Origin of the sequence: Klebsiella sp. A-Nf5 (assembly GCF_002810545.1) — a bacterium.
Lineage (GTDB): Bacteria > Pseudomonadota > Gammaproteobacteria > Enterobacterales > Enterobacteriaceae > Klebsiella > Klebsiella variicola.
This window is the reverse complement of record NZ_PIOG01000164.1, coordinates 73,140-91,769: the sequence shown is the minus strand read 5'-3', so window position 1 is coordinate 91,769 and position 18,630 is coordinate 73,140. Positions and strand designations below refer to the sequence as shown.

Here is an 18,630-nt window from a genome sequence, read left to right as displayed (position 1 = left end):
GCCGGCCGTCAGGCCGGCTTTTTCGATTACATCACCAGGCGGCGAATGTCGCTCAAGGTGTTGTTAATGATGGTAATGAAGCGGGCACCATCAGCACCGTCGATGACGCGGTGGTCGAAGGACAGAGAGATCGGCATCATCAGACGCGGAACGAACTCTTTACCATTCCATACCGGCTCCATCGCGGACTTAGACACGCCCAGGATGGCCACTTCCGGCGCGTTAACAATCGGCGCGAAGTGGGTGGTGCCCAGGCCGCCGATGCTGGAGATGGTGAAGCAACCGCCCTGCATTTCGCCAGCCGTCAGCTTGCCATCGCGCGCTTTCTTCGAGATGGTGGTCAGTTCACGAGACAGCTCGGTGATGCTCTTCTTGTTCACGTCTTTGAAGACCGGAACCACCAGACCGTTCGGGGTATCAACCGCCACACCGATGTTGATGTATTTCTTCAGCGTCAGGCGCTGGCCATCTTCGGAGAGCGAGCTGTTGAAGCGCGGCATCTGCTCAAGCGCAGCGGCAACGGCTTTCATGATGAAGACCACTGGGGTGAATTTCACGTCCAGTTTACGCTTCTCAGCTTCGGCGTTCTGCTGCTTACGGAACGCTTCCAGATCGGTGATATCGGTTTTGTCGAAGTGGGTAACGTGCGGGATCATCACCCAGTTACGGCTCAGGTTAGCACCAGAGATTTTCTGGATACGACCCAGTTCCACTTCTTCGATTTCACCAAACTTGCTGAAGTCAACCTTCGGCCATGGCAGCATGCCCGGGATACCGCCGCCAGCGGCAGCCGCCGGTGCGGATTCAGCGCGTTTAACCGCGTCTTTCACATAAGCCTGAACGTCTTCGCGCAGGATACGACCTTTACGGCCGGTGCCTTTCACTTTTGCCAGGTTAACGCCGAACTCGCGCGCCAGGCGGCGAATCAGCGGCGTCGCGTGAACGTAAGCATCGTTTTCAGCGAATTCGGTTTTGCCTTCTGCTTTCGCAGCCGGTGCAGCGGCAGGCTTAGCAGCCTGAGCCGGTGCAGCAGCCGGTGCCGGAGCAGCAGCTTGAGCCGGAGCGGCGGCAGGCGCAGCGCCTTCCACTTCGAAGACCATGATCAGGGAACCGGTTTTGACTTTATCGCCGGTGCTGATTTTGATCTCTTTGACGGTGCCTGCGAACGGCGCCGGCACTTCCATAGAAGCTTTGTCGCCTTCGACGGTGATCAGGGACTGCTCGGCAGCCACTTTATCGCCGACTTTAACCATCACTTCAGTGACTTCAACTTCATCACCGCCGATGTCCGGGACGTTAACGTCTTTCGCGCCAGCGGCGGCAGCCGGTGCCGCGGCAGCCGGAGCGGCAGCTTGTGCCGGAGCCGCGGCAGGCGCAGCACCCGCCACTTCGAAGATCATGATCAGGGAGCCGGTGGACACTTTATCGCCGGTGTTGATTTTGATCTCTTTCACGGTACCCGCGAACGGCGCCGGCACTTCCATAGAGGCTTTATCGCCTTCTACAGTGATCAGGGATTGCTCAGCGGCGATGGTGTCGCCCACTTTAACCATGATCTCGGTGACTTCAACTTCATCGCCGCCGATATCCGGGACGTGAACTTCTTTCGCTGCCGCGGCAGCTGCTGGCGCAGCCGCAGCCGGAGCGGCTTCTTTCTTCTCTTCCTGCGCAGGTGCAGCGGCTGCTGCACCCTCGGCGGAATCGAAAATCATAATCAGTTTGCCAGTCTCGGTTTTGTCGCCGACGGAGACTTTAATCTCTTTCACGACGCCAGCCTGCGGAGACGGGACTTCCATAGAGGCTTTATCGCCTTCTACGGTGATCAGCGACTGTTCAGCTTCTACTTTGTCGCCAACTTTGACCAGGATCTCGGTGATTTCAACTTCATCAGCCCCGATGTCCGGTACTTTGATTTCGATAGCCATTATTCTTTTACCTCTTACGCCAGACGCGGGTTAACTTTTTCTGCATCGATGTCGAATTTAGCGATAGCGTCAGCCACCACTTTCTTATCGATTTCACCACGTTTAGCCAGTTCGCCCAGCGCCGCAACGACCACATAGGAAGCATCGACTTCGAAGTGGTGACGCAGGTTTTCACGGCTGTCGGAACGACCGAAGCCATCGGTACCCAGTACGCGGTAATCATCAGCCGGTACATAAGTACGAACCTGCTCGGCGAACAGTTTCATATAGTCAGTGGATGCCACGGCCGGAGCGTCGTTCATCACCTGAGCGATGTACGGCACGCGCGGGGTTTCCAGCGGGTGCAGCATATTCCAGCGTTCGCAATCCTGGCCATCACGCGCCAGTTCGGTGAAGGAGGTGACGCTATAGACGTCAGAGCCCACGCCGTAGTCTTTCGCCAGGATCTGCGCTGCTTCACGAACGTGACGCAGGATAGAACCGGAGCCCAGCAGCTGAACTTTACCTTTGCTACCTTCGATGGTTTCGAGTTTGTAGATACCTTTACGGATACCTTCCTCGGCGCCTTCCGGCATAGCCGGCATATGGTAGTTTTCGTTCAGCGTAGTGATGTAGTAGTAAACGTTCTCTTGCGCTTCGCCGTACATACGAACCAGACCGTCATGCATGATGACCGCCACTTCGTACGCGTAAGACGGGTCGTAGGAGATACAGTTCGGGATAGTCAGCGACTGAATATGGCTGTGGCCATCTTCGTGCTGCAGACCTTCGCCGTTCAGCGTCGTACGACCGGAAGTACCACCGATCAGGAAGCCGCGAGCCTGCTGGTCGCCTGCCTGCCAGCACAGGTCGCCGATACGCTGGAACCCGAACATCGAGTAGTAGATGTAGAACGGGATCATCGGCAGGTTGTTGGTGCTGTAAGAGGTCGCCGCAGCCAGCCAGGATGCGCCTGCGCCCAGCTCGTTGATCCCTTCCTGCAGAATCTGGCCTTTCTCGTCTTCTTTATAGTAGGCAACCTGCTCACGGTCCTGCGGGGTGTACTGCTGGCCGTTCGGGCTGTAAATACCGATCTGACGGAACAGACCTTCCATACCGAAAGTACGCGCTTCGTCGGCGATGATCGGCACGAGGCGGTCTTTGATGGATTTGTTCTTCAGCATCACGTTCAGGGCACGAACGAACGCGATAGTGGTAGAGATCTCTTTATTCTGCTCTTCCAGCAGCGGAGCGAAATCTTCCAGCGTCGGCAGCTCCAGCTTCTCAGAGAAGTTCGGCTGACGGCTCGGCAGATAGCCGTGCAGTTTCTGGCGCTGAGCGTGCAGATAGGTGTGCTCTTCGGAACCTTCCGGGAAGGTGACGTACGGCAGTTTTTCGAGATCGGCATCGGCAACCGGCACGTTGAAACGATCGCGGACGTAACGAACGCCGTCCATGTTCATTTTCTTAACCTGGTGGGCGATGTTTTTACCTTCAGCGGTGTCACCCATGCCGTAACCTTTAATGGTATGGGCGAGGATTACGGTCGCTTTGCCTTTGGTTTCCTGCGCTTTTTTCAGTGCAGCGTAAACTTTCTTCGGATCGTGGCCGCCGCGGTTCAGGGCCCAAATCTGCTCGTCAGTCCAGTCGGCAACCAGCGCTGCGGTCTCCGGATATTTACCGAAGAAGTGCTCGCGGACGTAAGCGCCGTCTTTGGATTTGAAGGTCTGGTAATCGCCGTCAACGGTTTCTTCCATCAGCTGAATCAGCTTACCGCTGGTGTCTTTACGCAGCAGCTCATCCCAACGACCGCCCCAGATAACCTTGATAACGTTCCAGCCAGCACCACCGAAGATGCCTTCCAGTTCGTTAATGATTTTGCCGTTACCCGTCACCGGGCCGTCAAGGCGCTGCAGATTACAGTTGATAACGAAGACCAGGTTGTCCAGCTTCTCACGGGTGGCGATGGTGATCGCGCCTTTAGATTCCGGCTCGTCCATCTCACCGTCGCCCAGGAAAGCATAAACGGTTTGTTTGGAGGTGTCTTTCAGACCACGGTGTTCCAGATATTTCAGGAACTTAGCCTGATAAATCGCCCCGATTGGACCCAGGCCCATCGAAACGGTCGGGAACTGCCAGAATTCCGGCATCAGTTTCGGGTGCGGATAAGAGGACAGACCTTTACCGTGAACTTCCTGACGGAAATTGTTCATCTGCTCTTCAGTCAGACGACCTTCCAGGAAAGCACGCGCATATACGCCCGGAGAAATGTGACCCTGGAAGTAAACCAGGTCGCCGCCATCCTGCTCGTTGCGTGCACGGAAGAAGTGGTTGAAGCACACTTCGTAGAAGGTTGCAGAAGACTGGAAGGACGCCATGTGGCCGCCCAGTTCGAGATCTTTTTTCGATGCGCGCAGGACGGTCATGATGGCGTTCCAGCGGATCGCAGAACGGATACGACGTTCCAGATCCAGATTACCCGGGTATTCCGGTTCATCTTCAACGGCAATAGTGTTTACGTAACCGCCGGTCGATGCGCCAGCAGCCACTTTCACCCCGCCTTTGCGGGCTTCAGAAAGGAGTTGGTCAATAAGATACTGAGCGCGCTCAACACCTTCTTCACGGATGACCGATTCGATCGCCTGTAGCCAGTCGCGAGTTTCGATCGGATCCACGTCATTTGGTAAACGTTCTGACATGGGGGGTATTCCTTATCTATCTAATCGTTGATTAATCTGGAACCTGTCCCATTGAACTCTTTGCTCTTCACGTTTGAACAACCAAAAATTCAATAAGACAGGTTCTGCGTTTAGTTGCCGCGCTCTAAAAATGGCGCTTAAGAACCGGAGTTCTCGTCCTTTCGTTGCTGTAAACGACGCAGTGAGCGTTCTCTACGACTCTGCTCACGGCTACGGTCCAGCAAAATTTCCTCAATGAACGCCAGGTGACGGTGCGACGCCTCACGCGCCTGCTCCGGCTCCCCGGCCATTATCGCCTCGAAAATGCGAGTACGATGGTTGCTGACCAACGGGAGCATTTCCCGGCGGGCATACAGCAATTCAAAGTTCTGACGAACGTTTTGTGCCAGCATCGGCTCCATACACCTTAGCAGATGGAGCAAAACCACATTGTGTGCCGCCTCGGTGACGGCGATTTGATACTGGACGACGGCGCCGGACTCAGCGTCCAGATCGCCCGACTGCTGAGCGCGTTCAATAGCCTGATGCAGCTCGCGGATACGATCGCGATCTTCATCATTGCTGCGCAGCGCCGCGTAATAAGCCGCGATGCCTTCCAGCGCGTGACGGGTCTCAAGCAGATCGAATTGGGATTCAGGGTGATCGGACAGCAGCTCGACCAGCGGATCGCTGAAGCTCTGCCACAGGCGGCTCTGAACAAACGTTCCACCTCCCTGACGACGAAGCAACAAGCCCTTGGCTTCGAGGCGTTGAATCGCCTCACGCAGCGAGGGGCGGGAAACGTCGAACTGTTTGGCCAGTTCGCGTTCGGGCGGAAGTTTTTCACCGGGGCGCAAGGTCCCCTCAAGGATCAGAAACTCCAGCTGCTGCTCTATCACATCGGATAATTTTGGTTGGCGGATTTTGCTGTAGGCCATATTCCCTGTCTCTGCCATTAGCCCGGAGTCAATTGGTCTTACCAATTTAAAGTTCGTAGCGCTAAAGTAACAAAGTATTCACCTTCTGTCCATACAGGTTTTGATTGAAATCAGTAAACCGCGGACATTTTAACAACCTTACAGAAATAACATTTCAGAAATGTAACCTTGCACAAATGTTACGTTTACTCACAAAGGGGTAGCGTTAACTTTATGGAAACGAAAAATTACGCTATCTGAACCGATTCAACTGTGCCATAAATGAATATAAAATCATTTTAATAGAATAGATAACCACTACAGGGTAGTGAGACGGAATAATACAGAATATGTCTATTGATGTCTTTTTAGACACATCGTCATCATCCCTTCATAAAGCAGGTGCATTCGGTCGCGCTTAACACTATTCTCCCTCAGACGAAAGGCCTTTTTTTGAATTACTACACCGCCTTCCGTAAACAAAACAATACAGAAACGGAAGTCGCTAAATACACAAACACAACAATATGTGCGCGCCATCACTCAGGTAAAAAGTGGGCCACTTCGCCCAAATTTTCGCTGGCTATGCTTTCTGGCAGGGACAGCAGAGAAGCAGCAACCTGACGGATGACGTACACAAAAAATAACCACACACGAGGTTTCATATGGAAGGTCAACAGCACGGCGATCGGCTGAAGCGCGGCCTGAAAAACCGCCACATTCAGCTTATCGCGCTGGGCGGGGCTATCGGCACCGGCCTGTTTCTGGGAAGCGCGTCCGTCATTCAGTCCGCCGGCCCGGGTATCATTCTTGGTTACGCGATTGCCGGCTTTATCGCCTTTCTGATCATGCGTCAGTTGGGTGAGATGGTGGTGGAAGAGCCGGTAGCAGGTTCGTTCAGCCACTTCGCATATAAATACTGGGGCGGCTTTGCCGGCTTCGCTTCCGGCTGGAACTACTGGGTGCTGTATGTCCTGGTGGCCATGGCGGAACTCACCGCCGTCGGCAAATATATCCAGTTCTGGTGGCCGGAAATCCCGACCTGGGCCTCGGCGGCGGTCTTCTTCATCGCTATCAACGCCATTAACCTGACCAACGTGAAAGTGTTCGGGGAAATGGAGTTCTGGTTCGCGATTATCAAAGTGGTCGCCGTGGTGGCGATGATTCTGTTCGGCGGCTGGCTGCTGTTCAGCGGCAACGGCGGCCCGCAGGCGACGGTACGTAACCTGTGGGATCAGGGTGGCTTCCTGCCGCACGGCTTTACCGGACTGGTAATGATGATGGCGATCATCATGTTCTCCTTCGGCGGTCTGGAGCTGGTGGGGATCACCGCGGCGGAAGCGGATAATCCGGAGCAAAGCATTCCGAAAGCCACCAACCAGGTTATCTACCGTATCCTGATCTTCTATGTTGGCTCGCTGGCGGTGCTGCTCTCCCTGCTGCCGTGGACCCGCGTGACCGCGGACACCAGCCCATTCGTCCTGATTTTCCATGAGCTTGGCGATACGCTGGTGGCAAACGCCCTTAACGTCGTGGTGCTGACGGCGGCTCTGTCGGTTTATAACAGCTGCGTCTACTGCAACAGCCGTATGCTATTCGGCCTTGCGCAGCAGGGTAACGCGCCGAAAGCGCTGCTCAGCGTCGACAAACGCGGCGTACCGGTAAATACCATCCTCGTCTCTGCCCTGGTGACCGCGCTGTGCGTGCTGATCAACTATCTGGCGCCGGAATCCGCCTTCGGCCTGTTGATGGCGCTGGTGGTCTCGGCTCTGGTTATCAACTGGGCGATGATCAGCCTGGCGCATATGAAATTCCGTCGCGCCAAACAGCAGCAGGGGGTCACCACTCGCTTCCCTGCCCTCTTCTACCCGCTGGGTAACTGGGTGTGCCTGCTGTTTATGGCGGCAGTGCTGGTGATTATGCTGATGACCCCGGGGATGGCGATTTCCGTTTGGCTGATCCCGGTATGGATTGCGGTGCTGGGCGTGGGCTATCTGTTTAAACAGAAAGCCGCCGCCGCCATAAAAGCACAATAATACATCTCATAAATATTTCTCTTTGCTCTGCGCCCCTCCCTGAATAACGGGCGCAGAGCATTGTTATCTGCTTCACACTTTCCCCTCCATAGCTGATATATCCATATCGTTAACGAGTTCCTGCAACGTATTTCCCTCGATAGCAGCCAATAATTCTCTCCATACTGCAACGGAGAGACCGCACATGGCAGACAATAGACTATCAATAAAGGAAAAGATTGGTTACGGGATGGGTGATGCCGGATGCAATATCATATTTGGCGCCATCATGCTGTTTGTTAACTATTTTTATACCGATATATTCGGTCTGGCGCCGGCGCTGGTCGGCGTACTGCTGTTGTCGGTGCGCGTCATCGATGCGGTGACCGACCCGATTATGGGCGCCCTTGCCGACCGTACCCGCAGTAAATATGGCCGCTTTCGTCCATGGTTACTGTGGATTGCCTTCCCCTACGCCCTGTTCAGCGTGCTGATGTTCACTACCCCTGAGTGGACCTATAACAGCAAAGTTATCTATGCGTTCGTGACCTACTTTCTGCTGTCGGTGACCTATACCGCGATTAACATCCCCTACTGCTCGCTGGGAACGGTGATGACCGCTGATCCGAAAGAGCGCGTTGCCTGCCAGTCCTATCGTTTTGTGATGGTGGGTATCGCCACGCTGCTGCTGTCATTGACGCTGCTGCCAATGGCCGACTGGTTCGGCGGCGCCGATAAAGCGAAGGGCTACCAGATGGCGATGACCGTGCTGGCCTTTATCGGCATGTGTATGTTCCTGTTCTGCTTCGCTACCGTGCGTGAACGCATACACCCGGCGGTGCAGACGAATGATGAACTGAAAAAAGACCTCAAAGACGTGTGGAAAAATGACCAGTGGGTGCGCATCCTGCTGCTCACGCTGTGCAACGTCTGTCCGGGCTTTATCCGCATGGCCGCCACCATGTATTACGTCACCTGGGTGATGGGACAAAGCACCCATTTTGCTACCCTGTTTATCAGCCTCGGCGTGGTCGGGATGATGATTGGCAGCATGCTGGCGAAAGTCCTCACCGACCGCTGGTGCAAACTGCAGGTCTTCTTCTGGACCAACATCGCGCTGGCGATTTTCTCCTGCGCCTTCTACTTCTTTAATCCACACGCCACCACGCTGATTATGGCGCTCTACTTCCTGCTCAACATCCTGCACCAGATCCCCTCCCCGCTGCACTGGTCACTGATGTCCGACGTTGACGACTACGGCGAGTGGAAAACCGGCAAGCGCATCACCGGCATTAGCTTCTCCGGCAATCTGTTCTTCCTCAAGGTTGGCCTGGCGGTCGCCGGGGCAATGGTCGGTTTCCTGCTGTCATGGTACGGCTACGACGCCGGCGCCAAAGCACAAAGCGCCTCCGCCCTCAACGGCATCGTGCTGCTGTTCTCGGTCATCCCCGGCGTCGGCTATCTGATCACCGCCGGCGTGGTGCGCCTGCTCAAGGTTGACCGCACCCTGATGCGCCAGATTCAGAGCGATTTAGAGAAGCGCCGCAGCAACTACAGCGAGCTGAACGAATACCAGGAACTGAAAACCAGTGAACACGTAAGGAAAGCCTGATGAACAACTGGCCAAACCCCTTTATTGAACAGCGTGCAGACCCCTTTATCCTGCGCCATCTTAGCCACTACTACTTTATTGCCTCGGTGCCGGAATACGACCGGCTGGAGATCCGGCGCGCGGCCACCCTTGAAGGATTGCCCGAAGCTGAACCAGTGGTGGTCTGGCGCGCGCCGCAAAGCGGGCCGATGAGCCAGCTGATTTGGGCGCCGGAGCTGCATGAAATAGACGGTAAGTGGTATATCTATTTTGCCGCTACCCATACCCACGATCTGGATGCGCTGGGGATGTTCCAGCATCGCATGTTCGTTCTCGAGTGCGCCGACAGCGATCCGCTGACCGGTCGCTGGCAGGAAAAAGGCCAGGTGGTCACGCCTTTCGATACCTTCGCCCTCGATGCCACTACTTTTATCCATCAGGGCAAACGCTGGTATCTGTGGGCGCAAAAATCCCCGCATATCGAAGGCAACTCAAACCTGTATCTTGCTGAAATGGCCAACCCGTGGACGCTAAAAGGCGAGCCGGTCATGCTGAGCAAGCCGGAGTTCGACTGGGAGTGCCGGGGATTTAAGGTCAACGAAGGTCCTGCAGTGCTGGTGCATGGCGATAAGCTGTTCATCAGCTATTCCGCCAGCGCCACCGATGAAAACTACTGCATGGGGTTACTCTGGATCGATCTGCAGGCCGATCCGCTGCAGCCGACGAACTGGCATAAAGCCCCGCAGCCGGTCTTTCGTACCAGCTATGAAAACCGCCAGTATGGCCCAGGCCATAATAGTTTTACCCAAACGCCGGAAGGAGAAGATGTGCTGGTGTATCACGCGCGGAATTACACCGAGATAGAAGGCGATCCGCTGTATGACCCTAATCGCCATACGCGGTTAAAACTCGTCAACTGGAGGGAGGACGGGATGCCCGACTTCGGCATCCCGCCGGCGGATACGCTGTAGCGGTTCGCTATGACGCCCGCTGGCGCGGGTTCTGCAGGCCGGGTCAGGCGCAGCCGCCACCCGGCAACAAGCGTCCCGCTGGTGCGTGCATCGTGGCAGGCAAAGTGCGGACTCAGGTCGTTAAACCAGGGTGCCGTAAATCGTCAGCAGCGCCATGATCACCACCACCACCAGCGAGGTTTTCTTGGCCATCGATACTGCGGCTTTTGGCGTCGCCACTTTATCCACATGCGGTTCACGGGCCAGGGAATACTGCGCCAGGCGGGTCAATACCTGATACTGCGACGAATGGCGGTCGCCTAGCGAGGCAAACCACGCCGGAAGGGCTTTCTCACCATGCCCCACCAGGGCATAGACCACCCCCACCAGACGCACCGGCAGCCAGTCCACAATATGCAGGATTCCATCGATTCCGGACTGCAAACGGTGATGCGGCGTCTGGTAGCGCGCCAGCCACGTCTGCCAGGCCCGCAGTACGCTGTAAGCGATAAGCGTCAGAGGGCCCCACGCCCCACCCACGACAAACCAGAAAAGCGGCGCCAAATAGTAGCGATAGTTAATCCACAGCAGCGCATTTTGCAGTTCGCTAAGGTATTCACGCTCATCACAGCCCGGCGGTACGCCGTGAATCAGCGTCAGCTCGCTGGCCATGGCATCGCAGGCTCGACTGTCATTGCGCGACGCCGCTTTCAGATAGGCATGATAATGCAGCCGAACCTTGCCAGCCCCGATGCACAGCAGGCCCAGCAAGATCCAGAACACCAGCAATGGTATGTTAAATAGCTGTCCCTGCAGCAGGCGCTGAATGAGATACACCACCACGACAGCCACCACCGTCATCAGCAGCGTGCCCAGCAGCGAAAAATGTTTTATCCGGCGGAACACCACCTCCAGCCGATGATCAAGCTGCCAGTGTTCGCCCAGCTTAAACAGCCGTTCGGCGATAAGCACCAGCAGCGTCGTAAACAGCGTCATGATGTCTCCTTATCTGACGGCGCACTGAGTAGCGCCCGGAATTTTATCCAGTCAAAGGCCGGTCCTGGATCGGTTTTCCGCACGGGCGCGATATCGCAGTGGCCCGCGATGTTTTCGGCGATAGCCGGGTAAATCGTGATCAGTAGTTCCGTCACCGCCGCCAGCTGCTGGTACTGCGCATCGGTATACGCCAGGGTATCCGTGCCTTCCAGCTCAATGCCGATGGAAAAGTCATTGCAGCGTTCGCGCCCCTGATAGCAGGAGACCCCCGCATGCCACGCACGCTTATCAAAAGGTACATACTGCACGATTTCGCCATCACGGCGAATCAGACAATGTGCCGAAACGCGCAGATGAGCAATCTCGGCAAAGAAAGGATGCGCATGCGGATCCAGGGTGCCAGTGAACAGCGCATCAATCCACGGACCACCAAATTCACCCGGTGGCAGGCTAATGTTATGCACCACCAGTAAGGAAGGGGCTTCTTCATCCGGACGGCAGTCATGGTGCGGCGAGGGAACCCGACGCGCGCCGACCAGCCATCCCTCGTTCAACTGCATGCGGGATCTCCTTTCGCGAACTCATGCTTCCGGGCCACACGCCGGCCCAAAGGATGAAGTGTGTATGGTACTGAAACGTCGTTCAGGTTAGCATGTTTCCCACTTCTGAATCTTATCTATCTGGAGCTTTATCATGTCGCCTCGTCGTTACAACCCCGACCGCCGCCGTGACGTGCTGCTGGAACGTATTAATCTCGATATTACCGATGCTGTCGCACACTCCCTGCGGGAAGATTTGGGCGGCGAAGTCGACGCCAACAACGATATTAGCGCGCAATTATTGCCGCAGGATGCACGCTCCCATGCGGTGGTCATTACCCGCGAAGATGGCGTCTTCTGTGGCAAACGTTGGGTGGAAGAGGTCTTTATTCAGCTCGCCGGTGACGACGTGAACATCACCTGGCACGTGGCCGACGGCGATGCGGTCAAAGCCGATCAGCCGCTGTTTGAACTCGAAGGTCCGTCGCGTATTCTGCTCACCGGCGAACGCACGGCGCTGAACTTTGTGCAAACCCTCTCCGGCGTCGCCAGCGTCGTCCGCCGCTACGTCGACCTGCTGGCCGGGACCAAAACCCAACTCCTGGATACGCGTAAAACGCTGCCAGGGCTGCGTACTGCGCTAAAATACGCGGTACTCTGCGGCGGTGGCGCCAATCATCGACTGGGCCTGTTCGACGCTTTCCTGATTAAAGAAAACCATATCATCGCCTCCGGCTCGATCCGTCAGGCGGTAGAAAAGGCGTTCTGGCTACATCCTGATGTGCCGGTGGAAGTGGAAGTGGAAACCCTGGATGAGCTGGAGCAGGCGTTAAAAGCCGGGGCCGATATCATTATGCTCGATAACTTCACCATCGATCTGATGCGCGAGGCGGTGAAAATCACCGCAGGCCAGGCGTCGCTGGAGGTCTCCGGTAACGTCACCTTTGACACCATCCGCGAATTTGCCGACACCGGCGTCGACTATATCTCTGTCGGTGCCCTGACCAAACATGTGCAGGCGCTCGACCTGTCGATGCGTTTTCGCTAAGCAATTGGCCTTCACGCCTCCGGGCGTGAGGGCCTGAATTTGCGAGCCGACTCGCAGCCGTTCATGCCCACCATGTAATCAAAGTAAAAACCCTGGAATCTGGTTTCCCGGATCGTTTTCGCCTCCTCGCCTGGTATCCCGAATCCCGTCACAGTGCTCCTGTCACAACAAGGAGCAACTTATGGATAAACAACGTGGTTTCACCCTGATTGAACTGATGGTGGTCATTGGGATCATCGCTATTCTCAGCGCCATTGGCATCCCGGCCTACCAGAACTACCTGCGTAAAGCCGCCCTCACCGACCTGCTGCAGACCTTTGTCCCCTATCGGACGGCCATCGAACTTTGCGCGCTCGATCATGGCGGCCTGACGGTATGTGACGGCGGCAGCAACGGCATTCCCTCGCCGACAACCACGCGCTACCTCTCCGCCATGAGCGTGGCCAAAGGGGTCGTCACCCTCACCGGCCAGGAAAGCCTGAACGGACTGGGCGTCACTCTGACGCCGACCTGGGATAACGCCGAGGGCGTCACTGGCTGGCAGCGCGTCTGCACCATCACCGGCAACAGCGCCCTTCAGCAGGCCTGCGAAGACGTCTTCCGGGTGAAGTAAGGGAAAACACATGAAAACAGAACAACTGATCCCTCTCTGCCGCCGCTATCACGCCATGCTGCTGCATAGCGACGAGCAGACAATAGCCATTGCGGTGGTCGATACCCCACCGGCGGAACTGATGGAGGCGCTGCGCTTCGCGACGCAAAAGCGAATCGATATTGAATGCTGGAACCAGGAACAGATGGACAAGCGTCTGCAGGCCCAGGAAAAGCAGGCGCAACTGGCGCAAAACGCGGGGCCAGAGAATATCGCCGAACGGGTCAACCAGATCCTCGAACAGGCTCTGCGTCAGCGGGCGTCCGATATTCATATCGAACCCACGGAAACGCATTTACGCATCCGCCTGCGGGTCGATGGCGTCCTTCACGCCCTGCCGTTGCTGGCCCCCGAGCTGGCCGCACCGGTTATCGCGCGACTCAAGGTGATGGCCAGTCTGGATATCGCCGAGCATCGTTTACCACAGGATGGTCAGTTCGCGCTGAACCTCGGCGGACGACCGCTCTCCTTTCGCATCGCCACTCTGCCCTGCCGCTATGGCGAAAAAATTGTCCTGCGTCTTCTGCATCAGGTTGACCAGGCCCTGGATCTGGAGGCCCTCGGGCTCTCCTCTTCCCAGCTGGCGGCCTTTCGCCAGGCGCTGAATCAGCCGCAGGGTCTACTGCTGGTCACCGGCCCGACCGGAAGCGGTAAAACGGTGACCCTCTACAGCGCCCTCCAGGCCAGAAACCGGGAGCAAGTGAACATCTGTAGCGTTGAGGATCCGCTGGAGATCCCCATCGCCGGGATGAATCAGACGCAAATTAATCCGCGTTCCGGACTCACCTTTCACAGCGTACTTCGTGCCCTGTTACGCCAGGATCCGGATATTGTCATGGTGGGCGAGATCCGCGATGCCGAGACCGCTGAAATCGCGCTCAAAGCCGCTCAGACCGGCCACCTGGTGCTTTCCACCCTGCACACCAACTCCACCAGCGAAACCCTTACTCGCCTGCAGCAAATGGGCATTGCCCGTTGGATGATATCTTCAGCGCTCTCGCTGGTTATCGCCCAGCGCCTGGTCCGCAAGCTGTGCCCCCACTGTCGGCGCAATGTCGGTAGCGCCGCCGACCTGCCGCACAGCCTGTGGCCGCGCCCGCTGCCGCGCTGGCAGGCGGCTGGCTGCGAACACTGTTATCACGGGTATCACGGCAGGCTGGCGCTATTTGAGGTCATGCCTGTCACCCCCGGGTTACGCCAGGGAATAGTCCAGGGGCTGAATGCCATTGAGATTGAATCTCTGGCGCGAGCCGCGGGGATGATGACGCTTTTTGAAAGCGGCTGTCAGGCTATCGAACAAGGGCTGACCAGCCTTGAAGAGGTGGTGCGGGTGCTGGGGATCCCCCATGGCGACTAAACGTCTCTGGCGCTGGCGCGGTATCGATGCGCACGGCGCTCCTGGCCAGGGGATGCTATGGCAAACCAGTCGTCTGGAGGTGCTGCATCACCTGCAGCAGCAGCACGTCATGCCGCTGGCCGTGCGCCGCTGTGCAGTGAAGTTGAGCCTCTGGCACCCTCGCTACAGCAGCGAAACGATCCGTCAGCTCGCCACCTTGCTGCAGGCCGGCCTGCCGCTGGCGGACGGTTTATCGCTACTGGCGCAGCAGCAACCACACCCGCAATGGCAAGCCCTGCTTGAGGCCCTGGGCCGCGAGCTGGCTCAGGGTGTAGCTTTCTCTACCGCGCTGGCGCAGTGGCCGCAAGCCTTTCCGCCACTTTATCTGGCGATGATTAGCACCGGCGAACTGACAGGCAAGCTTGATATCTGCTGCCTGCAGCTGGCCAACCAACAGCAGGAGCAGCAGAGGCTCGCCGGCAAGGTCAAAAAAGCGCTGCGTTACCCGCTGATTGTGCTCGCCCTGGCGCTGCTGGTGGTGCTGGGAATGCTCTATTTTGTCCTGCCCGAGTTCACCGCCATCTACCAGACGTTCAGTACGCCGCTGCCGCTGTTGACGAGGATGGTCGTTGCGGCAGGCGACATGCTCAGTCGCGGCTGGCCGCTACTGCTGGCCCTTTTCCTGAGCCCGCTGCTGCTCAACCAGCTGGTCCGGCGGCGTAGCGACTGGTTGCTGCGTCGCCAGCGGCTGCTGAACGCGCTCCCTCTCATCGGCCCCCTGATCGGCGGCCAACAGCTGAGCCAGATCTTTACCGTCCTGGCGTTAACCCAAAGCGCCGGTATTAGCTTTCTGCAGGGGCTGCAAAGTGTGGAAGCAACCCTGTCGTGCCCGCTCTGGCGCCAGCGCCTGGCGCAAGCCCGTGCGCTGATAGCCCAGGGGGAACCGATTTGGCAGGCGTTAAGCCGGTGCGGCGGTTTTACTCCGCTGTGCCTGCAGCTCATCCGTACGGGTGAAAGCGCGGGGGCGCTGGATCAGATGCTGGAAAATCTGGCGCGCCATCATCGAGAGCAAACGCATCAGCGAGCCGACAGTCTGGCTGCGCATCTCGAACCCCTCATGCTGGTGATAACCGGCTCACTGGTCGGCATCCTGGTGGTGGCGATGTATTTGCCCGTTTTTCATCTGGGCGATGCCATTGGTGGGGCGGGAGGGTGAGAAACGCTGGCGCAGCACAGGCGCCAGCGAAGCCGATTACAGGCTATTGAATATCCGGTTCTCTTGTTCCTGAACGCGGATAAAGGTCGTCCGTTTGGTCAGCTCTTTCAGACGCGAAGCGCCAACATAGGTGCAGGCTGAACGCAGGCCGCCAAGGATATCGCGAGCAGTATTGTCCACCGGGCCACGCAGCGGCAGCTTAACGGTTTTCCCTTCCGCCGCGCGGTATTTCGCGACACCGCCCACATGGCGCGTCATTGCCGACTCGGAGCTCATGCCATAGAACAGCATGAATTTTTCCCCGTTCTCTTCAACGATAGTTCCGCCGCTCTCTTCATGGCCCGCCAGCATGCCGCCGAGCATCACGAAATCGGCGCCGCCGCCGAAAGCTTTCGCCACATCGCCCGGCATGGTGCATCCGCCGTCGCTAATGATCTGGCCGCCCAGGCCATGTGCCGCATCAGCGCACTCGATCACGGCGGAGAGCTGCGGATAGCCGACGCCAGTTTTGACGCGGGTAGTGCAGACGGAACCTGGGCCAATCCCGACTTTCACAATATCGGCGCCGGAGAGGATCAGCTCTTCGCACATTTCACCGGTGACCACGTTCCCGGCGATAATGGTTTTCTGCGGCCAGGCTTCACGGGCTTTCGCCACAAACTGCACAAAGTGCTCAGAGTAGCCGTTAGCCACATCGATGCACACAAAGTTCAGCTGCGGATTCTGAGAGAGGATCTGTTGGGTCTTTTCGAAATCGGCATCGGAAGTGCCGGTGGAAACCATCACATGCTTGAGGACGTCTGCGGATGCGCCCTGTACAAACGCCTGCCATTCCTCAACGGTGTAGTGCTTGTGTACCGCAGTCAGAATACAAAAAGTGGCCAGCGCTTTCGCCATACTGAAGGTGCCGACGGTATCCATGTTGGCCGCAATAATTGGCACACCGGACCAGGTCTGGCCTGAATGTTTAAAAGTGAATTCACGTTCCAGCTCAACATCAGAACGGCTTTTGAGAGTAGAGCGTTTCGGGCGGATAAGAACGTCTTTGAAACCAAGCTTCAGATCTTCTTCAATACGCATGTGCGAATTCCTGGGGTTAATTGCATTATTGTGAGAGCACAACTCCAGTGACGTTATCATACGCACGAATCAGGCCTGCGCAAGACTGCGATTTTCACTTTTTTTACGCTACAATCGTATAAATTTACCTGGTGAATGGAGAAAAAAGCACTTATGCCTTTCCCCGCCAGCGTATTATTTTTAACCATTTGATTTGCTTGATTAAAAGAAACAGAATAGTGGGCGGCGATCCCGGTTGACACGTGACTATCACGATATGATCACTATCACCTCTCCGACGTGCGGCCAGTCATCGCTGTCTGAATGCAAAAATACGAGCAATCCGTTTCAGGGTCAGAAGATATGGGGTACACAGTCGCGTTAACAGGTGGGATCGGCAGCGGTAAAAGCACTGTCGCCGACACCTTCGCGCAGCTCGGGGTTAACGTTGTTGATGCCGATGTTATCGCCCGCCAGGTGGTCGAACCTGGCACCCCAGCGCTCCAGGCCATCGCCAGCCACTTTGGGTCGCAGATGATTGCCCCCGACGGCACGCTGAACCGCCGCCTGTTGCGGGAAAAAATTTTTGCTCACGTGGAGGATAAAGCCTGGCTTAACGCGCTGTTACATCCGCTGATCCAGCAGGAAACGCGCCGCCAGATGCAGGCTGCTACCTCCCCTTATCTCCTCTGGGTCGTACCTTTGCTGGTCGAAAACCGCCTGTCCGGCCAGGCCGATCGCGTACTGGTCGTCGATGTGCCAAAAGAAACGCAGATCGAACGCACCATGCTGCGTGACAAGGTCAGCCGCGAACATGCTGAACATATTCTTGCCGCTCAGGCCACGCGCGAGCAGCGCCTGGCCGTCGCGGACGATGTTATTGAAAACACTGGCACGCCGGATGCAGTGGCATCGGATGTTGCCCGCCTGCACGAAAAGTATTTAACGCTGGCATCGCAGGCCGCCTCACAGGAAAACTCGTAATGCATACCCCCGTTCTGTTTGAACATCCTCTTAATGAGAAAATGCGTACCTGGCTGCGCATCGAATTTCTGATCCAGCAGATGGCTTTCCATCCGATGATTGCCACTCATGCCGATGCGCTCCATTTTTTCCGTAACGCCGGCGATCTCCTGGATGTGCTGGAGCGTGGCGAGGTGCGTACCGACCTGGTTAAAGAACTGGAGCGCCAGCAGCGCAAGCTCCAGTCCTGGGCAGAAGTGCCGGGCGTCGATCAGGAGCGTATTAACGAGCTGCGCCAGCAACTGAAACAGTCCTCCAGCACCCTGATGGCCGCGCCGCGTATTGGTCAGTTTCTGCGGGAAGATCGCCTGATTGCGCTGGTGCGTCAGCGCCTGAGTATTCCAGGTGGCTGCTGCAGCTTCGATTTACCGACCCTGCATATCTGGCTCCATATGCCACAGGCGCATCGAGACGAGCAGGTGGCCAGCTGGCTTACCAGCCTCGATCCGCTGGTACAGTCCCTGAACCTGATCCTCGACCTGATCCGTAACTCTGCGCCGTTTCGTAAACAGACCAGCCTCAATGGTTTTTACCAGGATAATGGCGATGATGCTGACCTGCTACGCCTGCGTCTCGATCTGGCTCACCAGCTGTATCCGCAGATCTCCGGCCATAAGAGCCGTTTCGCTATCCGTTTCCTGCCGCTGGACAGTGAGTATGGGATCGTGCCGGAGCGCTTTGATTTTGAACTGGCCTGCTGCTAAGG

The 18,630-nt window shown here is 56.7% G+C and carries 15 protein-coding genes; 9 read left to right on the top strand and 6 right to left on the bottom strand.

Annotated elements, in window-relative coordinates; all coding sequences use genetic code 11:
• Nucleotides 1-26: 26 nt before the first annotated feature.
• From aceF to pdhR, 3 genes are all read right to left on the bottom strand, one after another.
• Entirely contained in the window at nt 27-1,925 is a 1,899-nt protein-coding gene (gene aceF, locus CWM53_RS17755) for a pyruvate dehydrogenase complex dihydrolipoyllysine-residue acetyltransferase (RefSeq protein ID WP_047667434.1), read from the bottom strand.
• Nucleotides 1,926-1,939: 14 nt separating this feature from the next.
• A complete protein-coding gene (gene aceE / locus CWM53_RS17750; protein WP_061155746.1) occupies nt 1,940-4,603 on the bottom strand; it encodes a pyruvate dehydrogenase (acetyl-transferring), homodimeric type in 2,664 nt (887 codons plus the stop codon).
• Between the two features lie 137 nt (nt 4,604-4,740).
• A complete protein-coding gene (pdhR, locus tag CWM53_RS17745; protein WP_002888699.1) occupies nt 4,741-5,520 on the bottom strand; it encodes a pyruvate dehydrogenase complex transcriptional repressor PdhR in 780 nt (259 codons plus the stop codon).
• Between the two features lie 644 nt (nt 5,521-6,164).
• Here pdhR and aroP point away from each other — a divergent pair.
• The 3 genes from aroP to CWM53_RS17730 all read left to right on the top strand — a co-directional run bounded on the left by aroP (nt 6,165) and on the right by CWM53_RS17730 (nt 10,076).
• Nucleotides 6,165-7,535: an aromatic amino acid transporter AroP gene (gene aroP, locus CWM53_RS17740; protein ID WP_074386859.1), complete on the top strand. Its 1,371-nt coding sequence runs from the start codon at nt 6,165-6,167 to the stop codon at nt 7,533-7,535.
• Nucleotides 7,536-7,719: 184 nt separating this feature from the next.
• A complete protein-coding gene (locus CWM53_RS17735) occupies nt 7,720-9,126 on the top strand; it encodes a glycoside-pentoside-hexuronide (GPH):cation symporter (RefSeq protein ID WP_100676338.1) in 1,407 nt (468 codons plus the stop codon).
• A complete protein-coding gene (locus tag CWM53_RS17730) occupies nt 9,126-10,076 on the top strand; it encodes a family 43 glycosylhydrolase (RefSeq protein ID WP_100631619.1) in 951 nt (316 codons plus the stop codon). The genes CWM53_RS17735 and CWM53_RS17730 overlap by 1 nt, the downstream gene beginning before the upstream one ends.
• A gap of 120 nt (nt 10,077-10,196) precedes the next feature.
• On the opposite strand, the gene ampE is transcribed toward CWM53_RS17730, so the two are convergent.
• Together ampE and ampD are read right to left on the bottom strand one after the other, a co-directional pair.
• Complete coding sequence (ampE, locus tag CWM53_RS17725) at nt 10,197-11,051, bottom strand: beta-lactamase regulator AmpE (RefSeq protein WP_061155750.1); 855 nt, start codon at nt 11,049-11,051, stop codon at nt 10,197-10,199.
• A complete protein-coding gene (ampD, locus tag CWM53_RS17720; RefSeq protein WP_047667433.1) occupies nt 11,048-11,611 on the bottom strand; it encodes a 1,6-anhydro-N-acetylmuramyl-L-alanine amidase AmpD in 564 nt (187 codons plus the stop codon). The genes ampE and ampD overlap by 4 nt, the downstream gene beginning before the upstream one ends.
• Nucleotides 11,612-11,744: 133 nt before the next feature.
• Here ampD and nadC point away from each other — a divergent pair, with 133 nt between their 5' ends.
• The 4 genes from nadC (at nt 11,745) to hofC (ending at nt 15,842) form a co-directional block, all read left to right on the top strand.
• A complete protein-coding gene (nadC, locus tag CWM53_RS17715; RefSeq protein WP_100676339.1) occupies nt 11,745-12,638 on the top strand; it encodes a carboxylating nicotinate-nucleotide diphosphorylase in 894 nt (297 codons plus the stop codon).
• Between the two features lie 181 nt (nt 12,639-12,819).
• Nucleotides 12,820-13,251, top strand: coding sequence for a prepilin peptidase-dependent pilin (ppdD, locus tag CWM53_RS17710; protein WP_008807418.1), 432 nt, complete (start codon nt 12,820-12,822; stop codon nt 13,249-13,251).
• Between the two features lie 10 nt (nt 13,252-13,261).
• On the top strand, nt 13,262-14,647 hold the full coding sequence (gene gspE / locus CWM53_RS17705; RefSeq protein WP_100676340.1) for a type II secretion system protein GspE: 1,386 nt from the start codon (nt 13,262-13,264) through the stop codon (nt 14,645-14,647).
• Nucleotides 14,637-15,842 carry a protein transport protein HofC gene (hofC, locus tag CWM53_RS17700; RefSeq protein ID WP_100729982.1) on the top strand — a complete coding sequence of 402 codons (1,206 nt, stop codon included), beginning with the start codon at nt 14,637-14,639 and terminating at the stop codon, nt 15,840-15,842. The genes gspE and hofC overlap by 11 nt, the downstream gene beginning before the upstream one ends.
• 36 nt (nt 15,843-15,878) lie before the next feature.
• On the opposite strand, the gene CWM53_RS17695 is transcribed toward hofC, so the two are convergent.
• Complete coding sequence (locus CWM53_RS17695; RefSeq protein WP_100729983.1) at nt 15,879-16,922, bottom strand: GMP reductase; 1,044 nt, start codon at nt 16,920-16,922, stop codon at nt 15,879-15,881.
• Between the two features lie 342 nt (nt 16,923-17,264).
• Here CWM53_RS17695 and coaE point away from each other — a divergent pair, with 342 nt between their 5' ends.
• A complete protein-coding gene (gene coaE / locus CWM53_RS17690; RefSeq protein ID WP_100729984.1) occupies nt 17,265-17,885 on the top strand; it encodes a dephospho-CoA kinase in 621 nt (206 codons plus the stop codon).
• Nucleotides 17,885-18,628, top strand: a complete 744-nt coding sequence (gene zapD / locus CWM53_RS17685; RefSeq protein ID WP_100729985.1) for a cell division protein ZapD — start codon at nt 17,885-17,887, stop codon at nt 18,626-18,628. Before coaE ends, zapD begins: the two co-directional genes overlap by 1 nt.
• Nucleotides 18,629-18,630: the final 2 nt, after the last annotated feature.